The organism is Pseudomonas sp. Z4-20 (assembly GCF_051131955.1).
Lineage (GTDB): Bacteria > Pseudomonadota > Gammaproteobacteria > Pseudomonadales > Pseudomonadaceae > Aquipseudomonas > Aquipseudomonas marvdashtae.
Genome location: NZ_CP071641.1, coordinates 3,506,674 through 3,529,194 on the forward strand (window position 1 = coordinate 3,506,674; position 22,521 = coordinate 3,529,194).

Consider the following 22,521-nt stretch of genomic DNA (forward strand, 5'->3'; position numbering starts at 1 on the left):
ACTAACCCTCCGGCCGCAAGATCAACACCGCCAACGGCGGCAGGTTCAGTTCCAACGACAGCGCCTGGCCGTGGCTCGGGACTTCCTCGGTGGAGGCACCGCCGCCGTTGCCATAGTTGGAGCCGGCGTAGGTGTCGGCATCGCTGTTGAGCAGCTCTACCCATCGCCCGCCAAACGGCACGCCCACGCGGTAAGCCTCCCGTGGCACTGGCGTGAAGTTGGCGACCACCAGCACCGGCCGGCCATCCTTGCTCCAGCGCAGCCATGCATAGACGCTGTTGACCGCATCGTCGCCAATCAACCACTGGAAGCCCTGCGGCGCATCGTCCTGGTCGTGCAGCGCCGGCTCTTCGCGATAGAGTCGGTTCAGATCACTCACCAGCTTCTGCACCCCGCGGTGCTCGGGGTATTGCATCAGGTACCAGTCCAGCTGCTGGTCGTGGTTCCACTCGCGCCACTGACCAAACTCGCAGCCCATGAACAACAATTTCTTGCCCGGATGGCCCCACATAAAGCTGAGGTAGGCACGCAGGTTGGCGAATTTCTGCCAACGATCGCCTGGCATCTTGTCGATCAGCGAGCGTTTGCCGTGGACCACTTCGTCATGGGAAATCGGCAAGACGAATCGCTCGGACCAGGCGTACACCAGGCCGAAACTCAGCTCGTTGTGATGATGGGCGCGGTACACCGGGTCCTGCTGGATGTAATGCAGCGAGTCGTGCATCCAGCCCATGTTCCATTTGTAGGCGAAACCCAGCCCGCCCTGCTGCGTGCTCTGGCTGACGCCCGGCCACGCCGTGGACTCCTCGGCGATGACCAGCGCGCCGGGGGTTTCCAGCGCGACCACATCGTTGAGGTGGCGCAGGAAATCGATCGCTTCCAGGTTTTCCCGGCCACCGTGGCGGTTGGGCACCCATTCACCGGCCTTGCGCGAATAGTCGCGATACAACATCGAGGCCACGGCATCCACCCGCAGGCCATCAATGTGAAAATGCTTCAGCCAATGCAACGCCGACGCCAGCATGAAGCCGTGCACTTCGGTGCGGCCCAGGTTGTAGATCAGCGTGTCCCAATCCTGGTGAAAGCCTTCCAGAGGGTTGCCATATTCGTACAGCGCAGTGCCGTCGAATTGGGCCAGGCCGTGGGTGTCCGTGGGGAAATGCGCGGGCACCCAGTCGAGGATCACACCGATATTGGCTTGGTGGCAGGCGTTGATGAACGCAGCGAAATCGTCGGGCGAGCCGAACCGCGCCGTCGGCGCAAACTGCGAGAGCGGCTGATAGCCCCATGAGCCGCCGAACGGGTGCTCCATGATCGGCATCAGTTCGATGTGAGTGAAGCCCAGGTCCTTGACGTAGGGGATCAGCCGATCGGCCAACTCGTGCCAGTTGTATTGCCGGGCCACTTCGCCCGCCTCGTCGATCTCGCACTGCCAGGAACCGGCGTGCAATTCGTAGATCGACAACGGCGCGCCTGGCAGCTGGCGCTCACGGCGACTTTGCATCCATTCGTCGTCACGCCATTCGATTTTCAGTGGCGCGGCAACCTTGGACGCCGTGTCCGGCGGCATCTGGGTGGCCAGTGCCACCGGGTCGGCCTTGAGCGGCAGGATGCCGTGGGCGCCGAGGATTTCATATTTGTAGCCCTCCCCCGGACCCAGCCTCGGAATGAAAATTTCCCATACACCGGACGGATAACGGATGCGCATCGGGTGCCGACGGCCATCCCAGACGTTGAAATCCCCCACCACCGATACCCGCCGCGCATTCGGCGCCCAGACGGCGAAGCGCACGCCGTCGATGCCATCGACTGTGGTCAGTTGCGCACCGAGGCAGGAACTGAGGTCGCGGTGATTGCCTTCGGCGAACAGGTAAAGATCCATTTCCCCCAGCAACGGGCCGAAGCTGTAGGGGTCTTCGGCGACTTGCTCGCCACCAGCCCAGCGAGTGCGCAGCAGGTACGGCTGGGCGCGGTCGAAATGGCCGACGAACAGGCCCGGGGTTTCGGTGACCTGCAACTCGCCCAGCTCTTCGTCGCTGTCGCGGGCAAGCACGTGCACGCTCAGTGCACCGGGCAGGTACGCGCGGATGAATTGTCCGCCCGCGCCATCACCATGGGGACCCAGGATCGAAAACGGGTCTTGATGCTCGGCGCGCACCAGCGCGTCGATGTCATGGGGGGCCGGCAGTAATGACTCTTTGGGCTGCCCCTGGGATTCCTTGTTCGAGACGCTCATGATTCTCTCCACTAAATCGGTCCGGCTAAATCGGAAAAGGGTTGCAACCCACTCAATAACCCGTACAGACCGTGCAACGGCACGGGCAGCCAGGCGGGGCGATTCTCGGCTTCATAAGCCACCTCATAGGCCGCCTTCTCCAGGCCGAACAACGCCAGCGCGGCGTTTTCGCCTTCAGCATCCTTCCACTCATGGGCAAGACTAGCTGCCGCTAGCCGATATGCCTGGACAAATGCCTGGCGGGCCTCAGTCAAATAACGCTCGGCGACCCGTTTGCGCGCCGCATCGGCATCGGCCGTGGTGTCGACGGTGTGCAGCTGGATCGCCATCGCCGCCGCGTAATCGAAGGAACGCAGCACACCGCTGACGTCCTTGTACGGGCTGTGCTTGCCACGTCGCTCATGCAACGGCCGCGCCGGCTCGCCTTCGAAGTCGATCAGGTAGGCATCGCCCTTGATCACCAGCACCTGCCCCAGGTGCAGATCGCCATGGACGCGGATGCGCAAGCCACCGGCAGCCTTGCCGGCGAGTTCCTGGACATGGGCCAGCACGGTTTTCTTGTGCTCCAGCAAGCGTGCGACCATTGCTTGGTCCGCCGGGTTCAATTGGCTCTGGTTCTGCTTGAGTAGGCGCAAGGCGTTTTCCACCTGGGCGACGACGTCCTTGCCGATCGCCTGGGCTTCCTTGGCGCTGGTGGCCTGCGGCGCAAAGTCCGGGTTGTCGGTGGGCTCGGCGAGTACCCGGTGCATTTCCCCCAGGCGCTGGCCGAGCATGCCGGCGAAATCCTTCAACTCGCCCAGGGCGTTGTAATGCTGTTCCTGTTCGGACATGGCGTCCGCCAGCTCATCGCGCAAGGCGCGTTCCAGGTTGTTCTGGGTCCATTCCCAGGCGTCGCCCTGATTGCTCAGGTAGCCCTGGGCAATCATCAGCAGCGCATCCTCGCCTTGGGCGTCGCGACGAATCACTGACCCCAGCAGCGGCGAAATATTGCTGAAGCCCGCAGCGGTCAGGTAAGCGCTCATCTCCAGTTCCGGGTGCACGCCGGACGCGACCTTGCGGATCAACTTGAGCACCAGGCTGCCGCCGACCACCACCGAACTGTTGGACTGCTCGGCGGACAGGTAACGCACCTCAGGCTCGGCACCCAGGTTCAGTGCCGCCAGGCCTGCGGTGGGTTCAAAGCGTAATTCGCCATCGGCGCAAGGCAGCACCGTGCTGTCCTGCATCCCCTGCATCACGGCTCGTACGAAGTTTTCCAGGGTGAACGCATCGGTGATCAGCCCGACCTGACGGCCCCGACGGACTCGCGACAAGGCCAGTTGCTGAGGCAGCGCTGGGCCCACTTGGTCATCGGCCAACAGGCCGAAGGGCAACTGATAGCGCAGCGTCTGGCCCGCGCTAGTGACATCGATTTCGCTGAGCAGCACCGGGTGTTGCGGATCGCCGAAGCGCACGCCGTAGACGATGTCGATGTTCTCGATGGCGCTGTCCTTGCCGGCGAACCAGCGGCGGTTCTGCAGCCAGTTCGGCAGGATGCCCTGCTCCAGGGTGGTGCGCGACGGCGCCTCGAGCAATTCTTCCAGGCGTTTTTTCAGTACCAGGGTGGTGAAATCCGGCAGGCTCTGGGCAGGTTCCACGTGCCAACTCGGCATCTGGTTTTCCGCCGCCAGGGCGAACCAGTAAAAGCCATACGGCGCCAGGGTCAGGAGGAAATTCAACTGGCCGATGGGCGGGAAGGCATTGCCGCCGAGCATTTCCACCGGGACCATGCCGGCATAGGCCGACAGATCCAGTTCGGCGGCCTGGGCGCTGCGCGATACGTTGGCCACGCACAAGATGATTTCATGCTTGCCGTCCGGCCCGGTGTATTCGCGGGTGTAGGCCAGGATCCTACGGTTGCTCGGCGAGAGCATCTTCAGCGTGCCGCGACCGAAGGCCTTGGATTGCTTGCGCACCGCCAGCATCCGCCGGGTCCAGTTGAGCAACGAATGCGGGTCGCCGGCCTGAGTCTCGACGTTCACCGACAGATAACCGTATTGCGGGTCCATGATCGGCGGCAGCACCAGGCTTGCCGGATCGGCGCGGGAGAAACCGCCGTTGCGGTCGATGGACCACTGCATCGGCGTGCGCACGCCATCGCGGTCGCCCAGGTAGATGTTGTCGCCCATGCCAATCTCATCGCCGTAGTACAAAGTCGGCGTACCGGGCATCGACAGCAGCAGGCTGTTGAGCAATTCCACGCGGCGACGGTCGCGCTCCATCAGCGGCGCCAGGCGACGGCGAATCCCCAGGTTGATCCGCGCGCGACGGTCGGCGGCGTAATAATTCCACAGGTAATCGCGTTCCTTGTCGGTGACCATCTCCAGGGTCAATTCATCATGGTTGCGCAGGAAAATCGCCCATTGGCAGTTCGCCGGAATCTCAGGGGTCTGGCGCAGGATGTCGGTGATGGGGAAGCGGTCTTCCTGGGCCAGCGCCATGTACATGCGCGGCATCAGCGGGAAGTGGAATGCCATGTGGCACTCGTCACCGTTCAGGCCCTGGGCGTCGACGTCGCCGAAATACAGCTGGGTGTCTTCCGGCCATTGGTTGGCTTCGGCCAGCAACATGCGGTCGGGATAATTGGCGTCGATCTCGGCGCGGATCAGCTTGAGGACGTCGTGGGTCTCGGGCAGGTTTTCATTGTTGGTGCCGTCGCGCTCGATCAGGTACGGAATCGCATCCAGGCGCAGGCCGTCGATGCCCATGTCGAGCCAATAGCGCATCACCGACAGCACGGCCTTGAGCACCTGGGGATTGTCGAAATTGAGGTCCGGCTGGTGCGAATAGAAGCGGTGCCAGAAGTACTGGCCGGCGACCGGATCCCAGGTCCAGTTGGACTTTTCGGTGTCGAGGAAGATGATCCGCGTACCGTCGTATTTGTGATCGTCATCGGACCAGACGTAGAAGTCCCGGGCCTTCGAGCCCGGCTTGGCCTTGCGGGCGCGCTGGAACCAGGGGTGTTGGTCGGAGGTGTGATTGATGACCAGCTCGGTGATCACCCGCAGGTTGCGCTTGTGGGCCTCGGCAATGAAACGCCGCGCGTCGGCCATGGTGCCGTAATCGGGGCTGACGCCACGGTACTCGGCGATGTCGTAGCCGTCATCGCGCCGGGGCGAGGGATAGAACGGCAGCAGCCAGATGGTGTTGACGCCCAGGTCGGCAATGTAATCGAGCTTCTCGATCAGCCCGGGGAAATCACCGATCCCGTCGTTGTTGGAGTCGAAATAGGATTTGACGTGGACCTGATAGATAACCGCGTCCTTGTACCAGAGCGGGTCGTTGATAAAGGCGGCAGACCGGGGTTTCTTGGCCATTTGCAACTCCTGAAGAAATCGATAAAGCCGTTGAGCTGGCTGGCAGGATCCATGTGGCGAGGGAGCTTGCTCCCGCTGGGCTGCGTAGCGGCCCCAAAAAAGGCGATGAGTGCTTCGCACTGGAGCGCCAGCCCGGTCAAGCGGGAGCAAGCTCCCTCGCCACAAAGAGCGATCACTGCAATCGCTTGCGTTTCACGCCACGCTGATCCGCCAAATCCCGAACGGCTGGTACGCCGGGTCGATGCGCATGAATTGGTACTTGCCGTACCAGCTCCAGCGGTGTCCGTTCATCAAATCCTCGCCTTGAGTCTGGGCATCGTCAGGCAGGCCCATCTCCCACAGCGGTAACTCGAAATTGGCTTCCTGGACGTTATGCGGATCAAGGCTCACCGCCACCAGGATGAAATTGCTGCCATCGGGGGTGCGCTTGCCGAAATAAAGGATGTTGTCGTTCCAGGCGTTGTAGATCTTCAGGCCCAGGTGCGTGTGCAATGCCGGATTCTGTCGGCGAATTCGGTTGAGCTGGGCGATCTCGGCAATGATGTTGCCCGGCGCGGTGAAGTCCCGTGGCCGGATCTCGTATTTCTCCGAGTCGAGGTACTCTTCCTTGCCCGGCACCGCCGCCGATTCGCACAGTTCAAAACCCGAGTACATGCCCCACAGGCCCGACCCCATGGTCGCCAGCGCCGCGCGAATCAGGAAACCTGCACGCCCCGCCTCATGGAGAAACGCCGGGTTGATGTCCGGTGTGTTGACGAAGAAATTCGGCCGGTAGCATTCGCGCAGGGGCGATTCATTGAGTTCGGTGAAATAGGTCGCCAGCTCGGCCTTGGTGTTGCGCCAGGTAAAATAAGTGTAGCTCTGGGAATAACCGACCTTGCCCAAACGCGCCATCATCGCCGGCGTGGTGAACGCTTCCGCCAGGAACATTACTTCAGGGTATTGCGATCGCACATCGGCGATCAGCCACTGCCAGAACGGCAAAGGCTTGGTGTGGGGATTATCGACGCGGAATATCTTCACCCCTTCGTTGACCCAGCCCACCACGATGTCGCGCAGCTCCAGCCACAGGCTGGGGATGGCATCGGCGGCGTAGAAATCGACGTTGACGATGTCCTGATACTTCTTCGGCGGGTTTTCCGCGTATTTGATCGTGCCGTCCGGCCGCCAGCTGAACCAGCCCGGGTGCTGCTTGAGCCAAGGGTGGTCCTGCGAACATTGAATGGCGAAGTCGAGGGCGATCTCAAGGCCATGGTCGGCGGCAGCGGCCACCAGGCGGCGGAAATCCTCGCGTGTGCCCAACTGCGGATGAATCGCCTCGTGCCCGCCCTCCTCGCTGCCGATGGCATACGGGCTGCCCGGATCGTCTGGACCCGCGGTAAGGGAGTTGTTCGGCCCTTTGCGGAAGCTGCGGCCGATGGGATGGATCGGCGGGAAATACAACACGTCGAAGCCCATGTCCTGGATCACCGCCAGGCGCGAATGAACGTCATTGAACGTGCCGTGGCGGCTGGCATCATCGGTGATAGAGCGCGGAAACAGCTCATACCAACTGGCGAACTCGGCAAGTTCACGCTCTACGTCCAACGGGTACTCGGGACTGATGCTCAAGTAAGGGCGATGATCGGCCAGGGACATCAGGTCGGCGCTGCGGGGCTCGAGGAACAAGGCGACCTGCTCTTCCGGCAACAGGCCTGAAAGCTCATGGTGCAGCTCGGTCAGCTGTTCCCTCAGTTCGCCATCGCTACGCTCGGCGGCCTGTTGCACGTAATTGCGGCCTTCCTGCAGCTCGAGGCTGATGGGCACCCCGGCGGCGTATTTCTTTTGCAGCTCGTAACAAAAGCTGGCGAATTGATCGAGCCAGGCCTCGATGCAAAACACGTAGCGACCCTGCACCGGCGCATTGAACTGCCCACTCCAGCTGTTATTACCCAGCTCGGCCATGACCTCGCTGTTCCATATCTCATCTTCCAAGGCCCGCCAGCGGATCCGCACGGCCAACTTGTCGTGGCCATCGGCGAACACCTTGCTGGTCACCGTCACATCCCGCCCCGCCAGGGCCTTGGCGGCAAACTGCCCGCCGTCGATCACTGGCATGGTGTTTTCAATTGCAATACGTGGCAACAACAAGGCCTGTGACAACAGCAAATGTGGGTTGTACACCCGGTCGGTCGGCTGTTCGGCAGTCATCGAGCATCGCTCCTTTTACGCCCCATGGACGCGCTTGTGGCGGAAAGGCCCAACGGGTCCCTGATTTAACTCACTTAAGCTCCGAACCGGACCGGCGACCAAAAGTTCAGCGAGATTTACTGGCCGGCTCCGGGGAATCAAATCCGTCGAGTCATGGTCAACCCAACAAGCACGACTCAAGCCACATCCCCTCCGGAGAGCCGCTCCATGAGCATTCCCATCCCAGCCGAAACACCCGATCCGAATATCGACGACCCCAACCTGCCGCCACCGGGTCCTGAACCGGAGCCGATTCCAGAAAAAGACCCACCGCTCGACCCGCAACCGCCTCTGGGAGATCCGCCGAGCGAGGCGCCGCCGGAGCGGGTGTGAAGTAGCCTAGTCGCAACTCAGGAACGACGTGAAACCTGCCGGAGCGTCAAGCCAGGAAGACCTGGCTTACACCTTGTCGTCCTTTTCCAACGCCCGGACAATCATCGGCATCACGCTGAAGATCGCCAGCGCCAACACCGTGCTGAGTACTGCCGTTGCTTCGCGCCCCAACCCGGCAGCGACGCCGATGGCCGCCGTCATCCACAGGCCGGCGGCGGTGGTCAGGCCCTTGACGTGACTTTCGTCGCCATCGGCGTTTTTCAGGATAGTGCCGGCGCCGAGGAAGCCGATGCCGGCCACAACGCCCTGGATCACGCGGCTCATGGCGTCAGCCTGGGAGCCGGACATCTGCGGCACCAGCACGAACAGCGCAGCCCCCAGCGCCACCAGCATATGGGTACGCACGCCCGCGGCCTTGCCCTTGTGTTCACGCTCGAACCCGAGGATGCCCCCTAGCAGTGCAGCCATCACCAGACGCACCGTTACGCGGGTCATTTGCTCGGTATCGGTGATGTCGGCGAATTCCGCTTGCAGGGTTATCCAGACCTCATCCCACCACGATTCCATGGACCTTCCTCTTTCGTGTCGATAAATGATGGACCACAAGCGGGGCCAGACGTGCCCGCCCCCGACCGCTGATCAGCCGCAACGAACCCTGCTGATCCTCAGGCGCCTAACGATCAGGTATCAGAAAGGAGCACCTCCATGACTGTGCATATCGATGAAAACCAGACCTGCCGTTTCGAGACGCCCAACCTCCAGGAACAGCGTCCGGCCAGCGAACTGACCATCATCACCGACCCAGAGAAAGCCATGTCGGCTGTGGAACTCAATAGCGGGCGGTTCTACTTGACCGAAGCGGAGGTAAATGCCTTGACCGTGGCCGGGGCGGCTGACGGTCGCCAGAACTTGAAAGCGACAGACAGTGACTCGGTGATCTGAATCACATCGACGGCTCCGAAGGGCTGGTGCGGCTCGTTCGACAAGCGCCTGGCCCCGGGCTATCGCATCGGCTGGGTCGCCGCCGGGCGCTATGCGCGGAAGATCGAACGGCTCAAGCTCATGACGTCGTTGTGCGCCTCGATGCCAGCCCAGGCCGCCATTGCCGACTACTGCAACACGGTGGCTACGACCGTCACCTGCGCAAATTGCGCTGCACTGGAAGAGCAGCAAAGCGCCATGCTCGCTGCCATTGCCCGCTACTTCCCGGCCAAGACCCGCGTGAGCCAGCCGGGGGGCGGCTATTTCCTGTAGCTGGAACTGCCGGAGCAGATCGATTCGCTGAAACTGTTCCAGGTGGCCCTGGCGCAGGGCATCAGCATTGCGCCGGGACCAATCTTTTCAGCGACCGGCGTTTCAGCAATTGCATTCGCTTGAACTAATGGCAGCCCGTGGACTGAAGTCTCAGAAAAGGCCATGGAGACGTTGTGGCGGATTATTCGCTCGTTTTGAAACAAGTGAAACTGCCGCAGAAAACCGTAACAACCTGTCAACTCTGACAGTAGATGACCTGGCCTTGGCCGAGTAGTTTGGGCTCACTGGCCCACCGATACGGGTTAGGTCCTTACTGTTTGGAGAAGACGATGAACTACTCGCAAAAGTTTGAGAATAACGACCTGGATGGCTGGGATAATCCCCAAGCCTCCCCCAGAATATTAAAGGACGGCCACAACCATTACATTGCCCCAGCCAAACTGGAGGTAGACACCAGCTTGTTCTTTTACAAAACGTTCACGCCAGCCGTGCCTCCAGGCACCCTTATTGAGATGAAGTTCAAGATCAAAGTACCGGAGGGGGAAAAAGTCACCCAACTAGCGTGCGGGCTCATGAAAACAACCACCCGCGTTGATTTCCCTAACATGCCGAAGTCAGATGGCAAGTGGCATGAATATGAAGGTAAATTCACGGCCGATGCCTCCGACGCGAATATTTTTTTTATCTCAGCAACTCATGAAAATGCACAAATGAAAGACATTGAGACAGGAGTCGACGAGATCTTCATCACTTCAACATAGGCTTATCGATAGGGCAGTGAGAGGACAGCCTCACCGCCCGCCGCCCAGGTCCACAAACGTCCCGGTCGCATACGAAGCCTTGTCCGACAGTAACCAGATAATCGCTTCGGCCACTTCATCAGGGCGTCCGCCCCGGGCCATGGGAATCGCCGATTCAAGCTTGCTGACCCGATCCGGATCGCCGCTGAGGGCGTGGAAATCGGTATAGATGTAGCCTGGGCGGACCGCGTTGACGCGAATGCCTTCGCCGGCCACTTCCTTGGAAAGTCCGACGGTGAAAGTATCGAGCGCCCCTTTGGAGGCCGCGTAATCCACGTATTCCGCCGGCGCGCCGAGGCGGGCGGCGACTGACGAGACGTTGACGATGCTGCCGCCCTGCCCGCCATGCCTGGGCGACATGCGCAGCACCGCATGCTTGGCGCACAGGATCGGCCCCAACACGTTGGTCTTGAGGATCTTGAGAATGCGGAACTCGGACATTTCATCGAGTCGGGATTTGTGCGCAACCGTACCGGCGTTGTTTACCAGTGCGGTGACACGCCCCAACTCGGCGTCAACGCGGTTGAACAGGCCGACCACCTCGTCCTCGATACTCACGTCGGCCCGTACCGCGATGGCCTGCGCGCCCTTGGCCCGGACCTGTTCGAGTACGTCCTGGGCGGCATTTTCGTCGGTTTGGTAATTGATGCAGATCCGGTAGCCAAGGTCGGCAGCCAACAGCGCCGTGGCCGCCCCGATCCCGCGACCGCCGCCGGTGATGACGATGATTTTATCCACGCTGCCTCTCCGTTCCACGCAAACACGTCGAGCCCAAGAATAACGTTCACCTGCGTTTTTGCACAACGCGGCCCGCTTACCGGGCCGCGGCACCCGCCCTAGCGTACGAGTGCGCGCAGGTCCAGGCGACCGTCCAACAGCGGCGGGCACCAATAATAACCGCCGGTAATCGGTCGGCTCATGCGGTATAAACCGTCGGTGATACCGTCCTCCAGCCCGCTCATGCGACGCAGTTGCGCCTCGAAGGCGTCGAGGGAGAAACCGAACGCGAGGAACATCAGGCCAGCGCGATCGCCTTCGATCCAGGGCATGGAACGGCGCACGACGAAAGCCTCCGGGGCGAAGCTTTCCTGGGCCGTGCGCTTGACGTGGGCGGACTCCGGCGCGTCTTCGATTTCTTCGTTGTCGCTCAGGCGACGGCCCATGATGTTGTCACGCTCATGGGGCTGCATCGCCGCGAAACCATCCAGATCATGTTGCCACTGCTGGATCGCGGCAAAACTGCCACCGCGCAGCCCGTCGTTGCCCTGGGCCAGGGCGGCGGCGATGGCCGCTTCGTCATGGGGGTTTTCGGTGCCATCTTCGTAGCCGGTCAGGTCGTGCCCGGTCATGTGGCGGAAGGTTTCGTTCATCTGCACCAGGCGCAGGGCCGGTGCCAATGCTGCTTCGATGGCGCGACTGCGGTGCAGCAGCTCGCCCCGGTCCTCGCCGTGCAACCAGCACCAGAGCGCATGCTGGGTCGACGGGTTGTCGACGCCCACACCGGCCAGCGCGGGAAACGCCCGCAAGCCTTCGACTTGGCCGCCCAGCGCCTGGACCAGCGACTCGCCAAAGCCAACCACCGCGCGGCCATTCAATTGAAGCAGCAATTTGTCGAGCGCAGCCGGCAGTGCCTCGACCGACTCCAGGGCAAAAAACAGATGACGGGCCTGAGGCGGAACAGGGGTGGCGAGAATGCCGGGCTGGTAGTAACTCATGGGAACTCCTTTGAAAAGAGCCGCGAGTTTACCCGGCGGCCGCCGCTTTGTGTGGTTTGGCTTGAGGCCCGTCACTTTGAGCCATTAAGCTTTTTCCGTAGGAGCATGCCCACCGCGCTGTCGGACCAGTCGGAAACAAGCCCCTGCCCAACCGCTACTATTTGCCGCGTAGCGGAAAACGCCCTAGATTGACCACCCTCAAGGAAGGCCAACGAGAGCGGTCCATGATGCAAATTGCCAAATCGATACTCGCCGGGACGTTTTTTCTCGTCTGCGCAACTGCTCCGGGGTTCGCCCAGGAGCGCATTGAAGAGACGGTCAACGCCGTGATCCAGCCGCTGATGAAACAACAGGACATCGCCGGCATGGCGGTGGCGATCACCCGCAACGGTCAACGCCAGTACTTCAACTATGGCGTTGCTTCCAAGGACACAAAAAAAGCAGTCACCGACCAGACCCTGTTCGAAGTCGGCTCGATCAGCAAGGTCTTCACCGCGACGCTTGGCGCCTACGCCCAGGCCCAAGGCAAACTGTCCCTGACGGACCCCGCCGGCCGCTTCGCCCGCGAGCTGCGTGGCAGTGCCTTGGAAAGCATCCGCCTGCTCGATCTCGCCACCTATACCGCGGGCGGCCTTCCTTTGCAGTTTCCCGACGATGCCGACCGACCCGACCGCATGTTCAGTTACTACCAGAGTTGGAAACCGCTCTACCCGGTCGGCACCCAGCGGCTGTATTCGAACCCGAGCATCGGCTTGTTCGGCCATCTGGCGGCCCGCAGCCTGGGCCGAACGTTTGACGAGGCGATGGAACAAACGTTGATACCCGGGCTGGGCCTCAAGCATAGCTACGTGCGGGTGCCGCAGGACCAACTGGGCCGATATGCCCAAGGCTACGCAAAGGATGGCAAGCCCGTGCGGGTCGGCCCCGGCGCGATGGATTCGGAGGCCTACGGGGTGAAGACCAGCTCATCGGACCTGATTCGTTTCGTCGAGGCCAACCTGCAACCTGAAAAGCTGGACGCTGACCTCAAGCAAGCCATCGCTACGACACAAACAGGTTTCTACAAGGCCGGCGAAATGACCCAGGGGCTGGGCTGGGAGTTCTACCCCGCCCCGTTCACCCTGGAGAACTTGCTCGCCGGCAACACGCCAGGGATGGCCCTGACCCCGCAAAAAGTCGAACCGCTCGAGCCACCCCGCGCAGCGCCGGACGGGGCCTGGATCAACAAGACCGGGTCTACCAATGGTTTCGGTGCGTACGCGGCGTTCGTGCCCGGGAAGGATGTGGGGATTGTGATGCTGGCGAATAAAAACTACCCGATCGAAGAACGGGTGAAGGCCGCGCATCGGATTCTGATGGCGTTGCAAGAGCAATGAGATCCCCTCACCACAGGGGACCTCGTCGCTCTTGGAATCAATCCTCCAACGCTTTCGGCGCAGCCGCAGGCTTGGCTGCCTTGCCCGGCTTCGCGCCTTTCGCCTCTTTGGCCGGCTCGGGTTCCGGCGCCGGGGGTGGCGCCGGAGGGGTCGCTTCTTTTTCCGCTGCGGGGAGTTTATCGACGGTGTCGAACAGCTCCTTCAATTCGATCGCGCCCGAATGCTCAAGCTTCTTTTCCCCGTCCTTGCCCACCAGGATGATCTTGGTCTGCGCACCGGCCCCCAGTTTGAGAGAACGAATCAGCGCCATGGTGCTCTGCGGATCAAGGTCCTTGCCGTCACGCTGCCCGATGGTATTGAGCACGGTGTAGAGCACCAAGTTGCGCTCGGAAAAACCCTGCTTGCCCGCCGGCTCATCCAAGGCTTTCTTCAGGCTTACCCACGCAGGATCGACGGAGCTGGGCGCGATGACGATCAGCGGGCGAGACTTGCCGACTTCCGCCACCAAGGGTGAATCGCCATCGGCGGCGAACAGGGGGCCGGCGATGGCCAGCAGGGTAGCGAAGGTCAACGACCGAATAAGCATGCGCCTCTCCTTTTGATATTTACGCTGTACTGATTGCACATGGCGGCGATTGTTCCGCGAGAGTCGCCCGATACGCAGCTGCCTGCCCTGAAGCTTAGGCGACCGGACCCATAGCGCAACCGTGACACCAGGCGTTCATAGGCCGAACGGAAAAGTATCTTCCTCGTGTTCCGGCGGGTGAGGCGCTGGTAACGGCGTGACGGCTTCGGTCTGTTCGAACCAGAGCCAGGCATCGAATTGTTCGGCCAGCACTGCCTCGAAATAGTGGCTCTGGCGTTCGGTCTCGGGGCGGTAGATCACACCGATGGCGCGTTCAAGCAGCGGCTCCGACAACGCGTCCAACAAGTCTTCGTCGGGCGCGGTTCGCCAGTCGGTCAGCGATGCACCCACGCCTGCCAGCAAAAACTCCCGCTCCCAACTACCGGCCAGCGCTGGCACGACTTGCTTGATTTTCATCGGCGCGTCCCAGTCATCGGCCGCCGCCACGCTGCCATGGTCGGTGCCCATGCCCAGCAACACTGCGCCGCGACCATAGGCCATGCGGCACAGCTGGCCAATGTTGAACTCACCTTCCCAGCCCATGCGCGTCGCGGCGGCATTGCCGATGTGGGAGTTATGCGCCCAGACCACCGCCTTCGCATCGGGCCCGCGATGGTCCAACAGGCTCTGCAAGGTGTCGAACATATGCTTGTCGCGCAGGTTCCAGGACGATTTGCCGCCACGGTACATGGCGCGGTAGTACTGTTCGGCAGCGCGCACGACGCGGGCGTTCTGGACGGCACTGAAGAATCCTTCGTCATCCTTGATCAACGGGTCGAGGCGCTCGGCCAGCAAGCTGTTGAGCTGCTCGACCACGGCGTCTTCGCACGTCGCCAGGTTGCCGCGTTCGGTGAAATGGCCGTACAAGGCCGGATCGTCGTGCCACGGCGTCAGGCAGCCATAACGGTGTCGGGCGTCACGGGACAGATGTGGATGGCTCTTGTCGAGGTAATCGAGCACCTCGTCGATGGAATGCCGCAGGCTGTAGACGTCCAGGCCGCGGAACTCCACGCGTCGAGCGGCAGGCTGGTCGAGGTTGTGGTCCCGCAGCCAACGAACGAAGGCTTGGACGTCGCTGTTGCGCCACATCCAGCTCGGGAAACGGGCGAAGGCCTGCTGTTTCCAGGCCGAGGGGCCGAGGTCGCGGACGCAACGGTCGACTTGCCCGGCATCGGGCCAGTCGGCTTCGACGGCGACAATGGCGAAGCCGTGATGCTCGATCAGATGTCGGGTGATGGCGGCGCGGGTGCGGTAGAAGTCGTGGGTGCCGTGGCTGGCTTCGCCGATCAGTACGACTTTGGCGTCGGCGAAGCGATCGAACATCTGGCCAAAGGCCGGGCTGTCCTCGGCGGGCAGCGGCTCGGCGTGATGACGCAAGATGTCGGCAATGTCGCTGCGCGGTTCGGCGCGACGACGGCGTAGGCGTTGCAGCAGATCTCTGGCTGGGCTGTTCATGGATCGTGGCCTCATCAGTACCTGGTTTACAGGTATGACTATCGCGACATCCGCATGACTCCGAGCAAATCAGAACGCCAGTTTGACGCCGATCAGCGCCAACATCACCGCCAGGCAAGGGCGCAGGAGTTCGTCGGAAATGCGTCCCGACAAGTGGCTGCCCAGGTAGATGCCCGGCAACGAACCGATCAGCAGAAAGCCCAGGATGTGCCAGTCCATGTTGCCCATGCTGGCATGGCCCAGGCCAGCGACCAGGGTCAGCGGCACGGCATGGGCGATTTCGGTGCCCACCAGGCGCTTGGTGACGAGGAACGGATAAAGGATAAACAACGCGACGGTGCCCAGAGCGCCAGCGCCGATGGAGGTCAATGCGACCATCGTGCCCAACACCAGGCCGGTGATGACGGTGAGTACATTGAGCCGCGAACCGCTGGGGTTGTAATGGCCGCCGGCGCGGTCATGGGCGAATTGCAGCAGGCGTTTCTTGAACAAAATCGCCAGGGCGGTGGCGAACAGCACAAAGCCCAGGGCTTGCTTGATGACCGCGTTCATCGCGTCGGGCGATCCGTCCAGGCTGCTGAGAAACCACAGGGTCAGCCCGACCGCCGGCACACTGCCAAGGGTCAGCCAACCGGTAATCGCCCAGTCGATATTGCGATTTTTGGCATGGACAAGGACGCCGCCGGATTTGGTGATTGCCGCGTACAGCAGGTCCGTACCCACCGCCGTCGCCGGGTTGATACCAAACCACAACAGGATTGGGGTCATCAGCGATCCGCCACCCACGCCGGTCATCCCGACGATGAAACCGACCACCAGGCCCGCTACGACTAAACCGACATTACCGAAATCCATCAAACCCGTCTCAGCGCGACCGCGTGAAAAATCTGGCCGCGAGCATAGCGATTTTTCTTATAACTCCCTATATCGATGTGATCTATCTTTATTCCATTTTTTTACTGAACCGGCAGGAAATTGAGGAACAGCAAGCTCTGCGCGTAATTGAGCCCTATGCGCCGATAGCGCTCGTCGAGCATCTGCGTCAGCAAGTCCAGCCGCGCAACAATTTTCCCGAATTCGACGGCAAAACTCAGGTTACTGCCCTCCTCCGAAATCTCGTTGGAAAACAGCACTGGCGTGCCGTCCTTGTTCTGCCGCTGGCCCAGCAACCACGTGGCTTTCTCGATATTGCGCGCCGCGTTGCTGACGAAACGCGGGTCGATGGTGTCGGTCATGTAGAACTCGAGGCGATTGCCGTGGGCCGTCACCAGCATGCTCCCGATGGCGTAGATGAACGCACCGACCCGGTCGCCGAGAAACTCCGGGCTCATGGCGTAGCTCAGGGCGGCGAGATCCTTTTTGCTGCCCAGGGCTGGCAGCGGTTGCTGCTGCTCGATGGCCTGGCGCACCTGTTTGACGGCGATACGCGCATCCAGGAAGCCCGACTTTCGCAGCTCTTCAGGGTTGCGCAGGTAAAGCTTGTGCATCAGCAGGTAAAGACTTTCCAGGTTGTCATGCATCGAGAGCGTGGCCATGCGGTCGACACTGGTCTGCAAGAACTCCTGGGGCCTGGCGTTGCTGAACTGAGTGACCATGTCCTGGCCTTGCTGATGGCTGCAGCCGCCGCTGAGCAGCAACATCAGGCCCGCCAGCAGCAAGCCGCAGCGCCGTGGCACTACCATTTCGAAAGGGAAAACACCGGCCATTGAATCTCGGTCTGGGCATGGGGAAGCGGTGGGGGGTCGCCGCTTCCTGGCCATGCATAGAGCGGCAAAAGTCCCAAAAGTGCAGTGGCCGCCAGCGAATCTCACGTTCGGGTCAGGCTCGCTCCACTCAATTAGTCTTACTTTTTAATTGATAATTCTGTATTTATGGCTATAAATCCCTTCGCAAGCCGTAAATAGAAAGACTACTAAACAGAAAAACCTTCATCGCTGTCCGACCAAGTAACGGACTCGACCCGCGTTAAAACAACAACAAAACAACAGGAAGGAAGGTCACACCATGCTTGAATCCAAATATCTGCTCACGGCCCTCGGAGTCTCTCTGATGATCGCCACCTCATCCCAGGCCGCGGGCCTGACCAACGAACGCGTTGCGTTCGGCAAGACCAACGACGGCACCGCGGTTGAAAAATACATCCTGCGCAACAGCCATGGCATGGAGGCTACCGTCATCACCTATGGCGGGATCCTGCAATCGCTGATCGTGCCGGACAAAAACGGCATGACCGCCGACGTCGTGCTGGGCTTCGACGATGTTCAGGGCTACCAGAAGAACGGCAACGTGTATTTCGGCGCGACCATCGGCCGCTTCGGCAACCGCCTCGCCGGCGGCGCCTTCGAGCTGGACGGCAAGCGCTACCAAGTACCGCAGAACGATAAGGACAACTCCTTGCACGGCGGACCTCAAGGGTTCGACAAGCGGGTATGGAAAGCCGAGCCGAGCAATGACAAGGATTCGGTAGGCGTGACCCTGACGTATGTATCGGCGGACGGCGAAATGGGTTTTCCCGGCAACCTGACGACGGACGTTACCTACAGCCTCAACGACAAGAACGAACTGCGCATCGACTACAAGGCCACCACCGACAAACCGACGGTGCTGAACCTGACCAACCACAGCTATTTCAACCTGGCTGGCGCGGGCAACGGCGACATCCTCAAGCAAGTCGCGACCCTGCACGCGTCCCGTTATACGCCAGTGACGGCCAAGCTCATCCCCACCGGCGAGCTGGCGCCTGTCGCTGGCACGCCGATGGACTTCACCAAGCCCACTGCGATTGGCACGCATATCAAGGCTGATCACCCTCAGCTCAAGTTTGCCGAGCCGAAACAGGGCGGCTTCGATTTCAACTGGGTGCTCGACGCCAAGGGTGACGTGAGCAAACTCGCCGCCGATGTCCAGGATCCGCAATCCGGACGGCGCTTGCAGCTCTATACCACCGAACCCGGCGTGCAGTTCTACACCAGCAATTTCCTCGATGGCACGGTCAAGGGCAAGCAAGGCAAGGTCTATTCGCACTGGGGTGCGTTCACCCTCGAGACCCAGCACTACCCGGACTCGCCCAACCAGCCGTCCTTCCCTTCAACGCGACTTGACCCGGGCCAGGCCTATACCCAGGCCATGGTGCTGAAGTTCTCGGCCGAGTAACTTCCCCACGATTGATCGTTCTCGCCCGTTACGCGGGAACGATCAAGATGGGAACACCTGGTCTATCCTGCTGCCACACGCTTTATCGACCCGCAGAGCAGGAGACGTGCATGAGAACCGTGGAATTGGCCGGCGTTTCGGTACCGGTAATCGGCCAGGGCACTTGGCGCCTGGGTGAAGAACCGTCCCATCACAAGAAGGAAGTGGCCGCCCTGCGCTTGGGCATCGAACTGGGCATGACGCTGATTGATACGGCGGAAATGTACGCCGAGGGCGGCGCCGAACACGTCGTTGGCGAAGCGATCACCGGGCTGCGCGACCAGGTGTTCCTGGTGAGTAAGGTCTATCCGCACAACGCCAGTCGTAAGGGCATTCCGTTGGCCTGCGAGCGCAGCTTGCGACGGCTCGACACCGATTACATCGACCTGTATCTGCTGCACTGGCGCGGCCAGTACCCGTTGGAAGAAACCGTCGAAACGTTTGAACGCTTGCGCGAAGAAGGCAAGATCGGGCGCTGGGGCGTGTCGAACTTTGACGTCGCTGACCTCGAGGTACTGGCCACGCCGGCCTGCGCCACCAATCAAGTGCTGTACAACCTGCATGAACGCGGCATCGAATTCGACCTGCTGCCCTGGTGCCAACAGCAGCGCATGCCGGTCATGGCTTACTGCCCGGTCGGCCAGGGTGGACATTTGCTGAAGGATCACACCTTGCAACAGATCGCCGAGCGCCACCGCGCGACGCCGGCGCAGATCGCCCTGGCCTGGCTCTTGCGCCAGGACAACGTCATCGCCGTCCCCAAGGCCGTGCAACCTGAACATGTGCGCCTGAACGCCGAAGCCGCGAATCTGCAGCTTGAGCCCCAGGATCTGGCGGCGTTGGACCTGATGTTCCCGCAGCCACAGGGCAAGCAGCGGTTGGCGATGGTTTAGTCCTGACGCAATCGGAACTCTTGTGGCGATCAGAACAACCCCATCTGCCCCCCAATCAATGTTGAAAAATCATCGTCCACAAAGGGCAGGATTGCATCCGCCAACGGCTGCAGTTGCTTGGTCACGTAGTGGTCGTAGTCGATCGGCGCACTACGGGTTTCCAGTGGCTCAGGCCCTGCGACGGTGATCACGTAGCTGATCCAGCCACCGTTCTGATACTGCCGTGGACGGCCCTGGCGCTCGTTGAACTCATCGGCGAGCCGCGCTGCCCGAACATGGGGCGGAACGTTGCGTTCGTAGTCATCCAGCGGGCGGCGCAGGCGCTTGCGGTAGACCAGTCGATCATCGAACGCCCCGGCCAGCGTCTGCTGCACATAATCGCGCACGTAGTCCTGATAGGGCTTGCGGTGGAAGATCCGCCCGTACAGCTCCTGCTGGAACTGCCGGGCCAGGGGCGACCAGTCGGTGCGCACGGTTTCAAGGCCTTTGTAGATGATTTCGTCGCTGCCGTCGGCGCGGGTCACCAGCCCGGCGTAGCGCTTCTTGCTGCCCTCTTCCGTGCCACGAATCGTGGGCATCAGGAAGCGCTTGAAATGGGTTTCGAACTGCAGCTCCAGCGCACTCTGCAATCCATACTCGTCGCGCACATGATCGCCCCACCATTGGTTGACGTAAGCCACCAGGTCCCGGCCTATCTGTGCGGCCTCTTCCTGGCCGTGAGCCCGGCCCAACCAGACGAATGTCGAGTCCGTATCGCCATAGATCACCACGTGCCCCTGGGCTTCGATCAGCTGCCGGGTGCGCTGCATGATCTGGTGCCCGCGCAGGGTGATGGACGACGCCAGGCGCGTGTCGAAGAAACGACAGCCGCTGGAACCGAGCACGCCGTAAAACGCGTTCATGATGATTTTCAGGGCCTGGGACAGCGGCGCGTTGTGTTCGCGCTTGGCCGTTTCCCGGCCTTCGGCGACCCGCGCCACGATGGCGGGCAGGCAGTGGCGGGTGCGAGAGAACCGCGCCCCGCGAAAACCCGGCACCGACTCGCCATCGTCCGGGTGGCGCAGGCCTTCGATCAAGCCCACCGGGTCGATGAGAAAGGTGCGGATGATCGATGGATAGAGGCTCTTGTAGTCCAGCACCAGCACCGACTCATAGAGCCCCGGCTGGGAGTCCATGACAAACCCGCCAGGGCTGGCCTCGGGGGGACGCTGGCCGAGATTCGGCGCGACGAAACCCTGGCGGTGCATCAGCGGCATGTACAAATGCGTGAACGCCGCCACCGATCCCCCGCTGCGATCCGCCGGCAGGCCGGTGACGCTGGCCCGCTCCAGCAGGAACTTGAGCAGCTCGGTCTTGGCGAAGATCCGCGTGACCAACTCGCAGTCCTTGAGGTTGTAGCGCGCCAGGGCCGGCTTGTCCTCGGCGAACATGCGGTTGATCTCGTCCATGCGCTGGTAGGGGTTGTCGATGGACTTGCCTTCGCCGAGCAGTGTCTGGGCGACGTTTTCCAGGCTGAACGAAGGAAAACTCCAAGTGGCCGAACGCAAGGACTCGATCCCGTCGATGATCAACCGCCCGGCCGCCGAGGCGAAGAAATGGTTGTTGCGCGCGCCGTGCTCGCGCCATTGCATTTCTTCGCCACCACGCCCCAGGCGCAGCGGCACGGCCAGCCGGCGGGCGTGTTCATGCAGCACGCGCAAATCGAACTGCACCAGGTTCCAGCCGATGATCGCGTCGGGGTCGAAGCGAGCAAACCATTCGTTGAGTTTCTTCAGCAGCAGCGTGCGGGATTCGCAGTATTCGAACTGGAAATCCACAGCGCTGGCGTCGCCGTTGGGCGGCCCGAGCATATACACCTGGCGCTCGCCGCAGCCTTCCAGGGCGATGGAATACAGATCACCCTGGGCGGTGGTTTCGATGTCCAGGGACACCAGTCGCAACGGTGGACGGTACTCAGGCGCCGGTTTCATCTGGGCATCGACCAGCAGGCCATCGGCGGCCGGCGTGCCGCCGAACCAGACCGGCGCGGTGATGAAGCGCTCCATCAGGTAACGCTCCGGCGGCCGGATGTCAGCCTCGAACACCTCGACGCCGGCACGGCGCAACGTGGTGTCCAGGCGCATCAGTTGCGCATGTTGCCGGCAATACAGGCCCAGCACCGGGCGATGCTCGAAATCCAGCAGCTCCAGGGGACGCAACTCGACATCCTTCTCGCCCTGCAGCAGCGCCTCGACCTGGCCGCGCTGGAACTGCGGCACGAACGCCACCGACGGCTGCACCGGCAGCCGCACACGGCGGGGGCCGGCGTCGGTGGCCAGCCAGAACTCGACTTCAGTGCCCGCCGGGGTATCGCGCCAATGCCGGGTCAGGACGAAGCCCTGCTGTAGATCCACCGCTGAAACCTCAGATTTTCCATAAGGGGTGATTCTACCTGCGGCGAGGGAACTTCACCTGCTCAACTGACACGCCATCAACTTGCTGTTGTGGCGAATATTTTACCGGTCATGACGCTTTTGGACGGCTGACTGCCGCTTTATCGCTTGCTCTGCGCCGTTGGGTCTACGATCCTTAAACCACCCGCAAAACGCTACCCGAGGCCACCCATGAAAACCGTCGCGCAGTTGCTCCGGATAAAAGACGAGAAGAACCAGCAAGTGCATACCATTTCACCGGACGACATGGTGCTGCAGGCGCTGATGCGCATGGCCGAAAAAAACGTCGGTGCCCTGCTGGTGGTAAAAAACGACGAAGTGCTAGGCATCATCAGCGAGCGCGACTATGCACGCAAAATGGTCTTGCATGGCCGCTCCTCGGTGGGCACGAAAGTCCGCGACATCATGGTTTCGCCGGTCATCACCATCGATCCGCACCAAACCGTCGAGACTTGCCTGAGCATCATGACCGACAAGCACCTGCGACATTTGCCGGTGGTGGAGGATGGCAAGCTGGTCGGCCTTTTGTCCATCGGTGACCTGGTCAAGGAAGCCATCGCCGAGCAGGCGGACCTGATCAGACAACTGGAGCAATACATTCGCGGCGAATGATCGGCGCGCACGG

The 22,521-nt window shown here is 61.5% G+C and carries 18 protein-coding genes and 1 pseudogene; 8 read left to right on the top strand and 11 right to left on the bottom strand.

All coding sequences use genetic code 11. From position 1 onward, the window contains the following. Position 1: 1 nt before the first annotated feature. The 3 genes from glgB to J3P82_RS15880 form a co-directional block, all read right to left on the bottom strand. Positions 2–2,236, bottom strand: a complete 2,235-nt coding sequence (gene glgB / locus J3P82_RS15870; RefSeq protein ID WP_434557689.1) for a 1,4-alpha-glucan branching protein GlgB — start codon at positions 2,234–2,236, stop codon at positions 2–4. 11 nt (positions 2,237–2,247) lie between these two features. Continuing rightward, positions 2,248–5,592, bottom strand: coding sequence for a maltose alpha-D-glucosyltransferase (gene treS / locus J3P82_RS15875; RefSeq protein ID WP_434557690.1), 3,345 nt, complete (start codon positions 5,590–5,592; stop codon positions 2,248–2,250). A 192-nt stretch (positions 5,593–5,784) separates the two neighbouring features. Continuing rightward, on the bottom strand, positions 5,785–7,782 hold the full coding sequence (locus tag J3P82_RS15880) for an alpha-1,4-glucan--maltose-1-phosphate maltosyltransferase (RefSeq protein WP_434557691.1): 1,998 nt from the start codon (positions 7,780–7,782) through the stop codon (positions 5,785–5,787). A gap of 207 nt (positions 7,783–7,989) precedes the next feature. Between J3P82_RS15880 and J3P82_RS15885 the strand changes: the two genes are divergently transcribed. Beyond that, positions 7,990–8,154, top strand: coding sequence for a hypothetical protein (locus J3P82_RS15885; RefSeq protein ID WP_434557692.1), 165 nt, complete (start codon positions 7,990–7,992; stop codon positions 8,152–8,154). 66 nt (positions 8,155–8,220) lie between these two features. Here the strand turns inward: J3P82_RS15885 and J3P82_RS15890 are convergent, their stop codons facing one another. After that, positions 8,221–8,721, bottom strand: coding sequence for an MgtC/SapB family protein (locus tag J3P82_RS15890; RefSeq protein WP_434557693.1), 501 nt, complete (start codon positions 8,719–8,721; stop codon positions 8,221–8,223). 138 nt (positions 8,722–8,859) lie between these two features. Here J3P82_RS15890 and J3P82_RS15895 point away from each other — a divergent pair, with 138 nt between their 5' ends. The 3 genes and pseudogenes from J3P82_RS15895 to J3P82_RS15905 all read left to right on the top strand — a co-directional run bounded on the left by J3P82_RS15895 (position 8,860) and on the right by J3P82_RS15905 (position 10,169). Then, complete coding sequence (locus tag J3P82_RS15895; protein ID WP_434557694.1) at positions 8,860–9,096, top strand: DUF3203 family protein; 237 nt, start codon at positions 8,860–8,862, stop codon at positions 9,094–9,096. A 27-nt stretch (positions 9,097–9,123) separates the two neighbouring features. Next, positions 9,124–9,606, top strand: a pseudogene (locus J3P82_RS15900) (aminotransferase class I/II-fold pyridoxal phosphate-dependent enzyme); the annotation flags it as partial. A 131-nt stretch (positions 9,607–9,737) separates the two neighbouring features. Next, complete coding sequence (locus J3P82_RS15905; RefSeq protein ID WP_434557695.1) at positions 9,738–10,169, top strand: hypothetical protein; 432 nt, start codon at positions 9,738–9,740, stop codon at positions 10,167–10,169. A 30-nt stretch (positions 10,170–10,199) separates the two neighbouring features. On the opposite strand, the gene J3P82_RS15910 is transcribed toward J3P82_RS15905, so the two are convergent. Next, entirely contained in the window at positions 10,200–10,946 is a 747-nt protein-coding gene (locus J3P82_RS15910; protein WP_434557696.1) for an SDR family oxidoreductase, read from the bottom strand. A gap of 98 nt (positions 10,947–11,044) precedes the next feature. Next, complete coding sequence (locus J3P82_RS15915) at positions 11,045–11,923, bottom strand: Dyp-type peroxidase (protein ID WP_434557697.1); 879 nt, start codon at positions 11,921–11,923, stop codon at positions 11,045–11,047. 227 nt (positions 11,924–12,150) lie between these two features. On the opposite strand from J3P82_RS15915, the gene ampC reads away from it, so the two are divergent. Beyond that, a complete protein-coding gene (gene ampC, locus J3P82_RS15920) occupies positions 12,151–13,299 on the top strand; it encodes a class C beta-lactamase (RefSeq protein ID WP_434563855.1) in 1,149 nt (382 codons plus the stop codon). Between the two features lie 37 nt (positions 13,300–13,336). On the opposite strand, the gene J3P82_RS15925 is transcribed toward ampC, so the two are convergent. The 4 genes from J3P82_RS15925 to J3P82_RS15940 all read right to left on the bottom strand — a co-directional run bounded on the left by J3P82_RS15925 (position 13,337) and on the right by J3P82_RS15940 (position 17,085). Then, the gene (locus J3P82_RS15925; protein ID WP_434557698.1) at positions 13,337–13,885 is read right to left on the bottom strand and encodes a DUF4174 domain-containing protein; all 549 of its coding nucleotides are present in this window, start codon (positions 13,883–13,885) and stop codon (positions 13,337–13,339) included. Between the two features lie 135 nt (positions 13,886–14,020). Next, entirely contained in the window at positions 14,021–15,379 is a 1,359-nt protein-coding gene (locus J3P82_RS15930; RefSeq protein ID WP_434557699.1) for an erythromycin esterase family protein, read from the bottom strand. 69 nt (positions 15,380–15,448) lie between these two features. Beyond that, positions 15,449–16,234 (bottom strand): sulfite exporter TauE/SafE family protein, encoded by a 786-nt coding sequence (locus tag J3P82_RS15935; RefSeq protein ID WP_434557700.1) that lies wholly within the window; start codon positions 16,232–16,234, stop codon positions 15,449–15,451. 101 nt (positions 16,235–16,335) lie between these two features. After that, the gene (locus tag J3P82_RS15940; RefSeq protein WP_434557701.1) at positions 16,336–17,085 is read right to left on the bottom strand and encodes a hypothetical protein; all 750 of its coding nucleotides are present in this window, start codon (positions 17,083–17,085) and stop codon (positions 16,336–16,338) included. Positions 17,086–17,383: 298 nt separating this feature from the next. On the opposite strand from J3P82_RS15940, the gene J3P82_RS15945 reads away from it, so the two are divergent. After that, positions 17,384–18,532, top strand: coding sequence for an aldose epimerase family protein (locus J3P82_RS15945; RefSeq protein ID WP_434557702.1), 1,149 nt, complete (start codon positions 17,384–17,386; stop codon positions 18,530–18,532). A 110-nt stretch (positions 18,533–18,642) separates the two neighbouring features. Continuing rightward, positions 18,643–19,464, top strand: a complete 822-nt coding sequence (locus J3P82_RS15950; protein ID WP_434557703.1) for an aldo/keto reductase — start codon at positions 18,643–18,645, stop codon at positions 19,462–19,464. A gap of 29 nt (positions 19,465–19,493) precedes the next feature. Here the strand turns inward: J3P82_RS15950 and J3P82_RS15955 are convergent, their stop codons facing one another. Then, complete coding sequence (locus tag J3P82_RS15955; protein ID WP_434557704.1) at positions 19,494–21,857, bottom strand: DNA polymerase II; 2,364 nt, start codon at positions 21,855–21,857, stop codon at positions 19,494–19,496. A gap of 210 nt (positions 21,858–22,067) precedes the next feature. Here J3P82_RS15955 and J3P82_RS15960 point away from each other — a divergent pair, with 210 nt between their 5' ends. Next, a complete protein-coding gene (locus J3P82_RS15960) occupies positions 22,068–22,508 on the top strand; it encodes a CBS domain-containing protein (RefSeq protein WP_434557705.1) in 441 nt (146 codons plus the stop codon). Positions 22,509–22,521 lie beyond the last annotated feature (13 nt).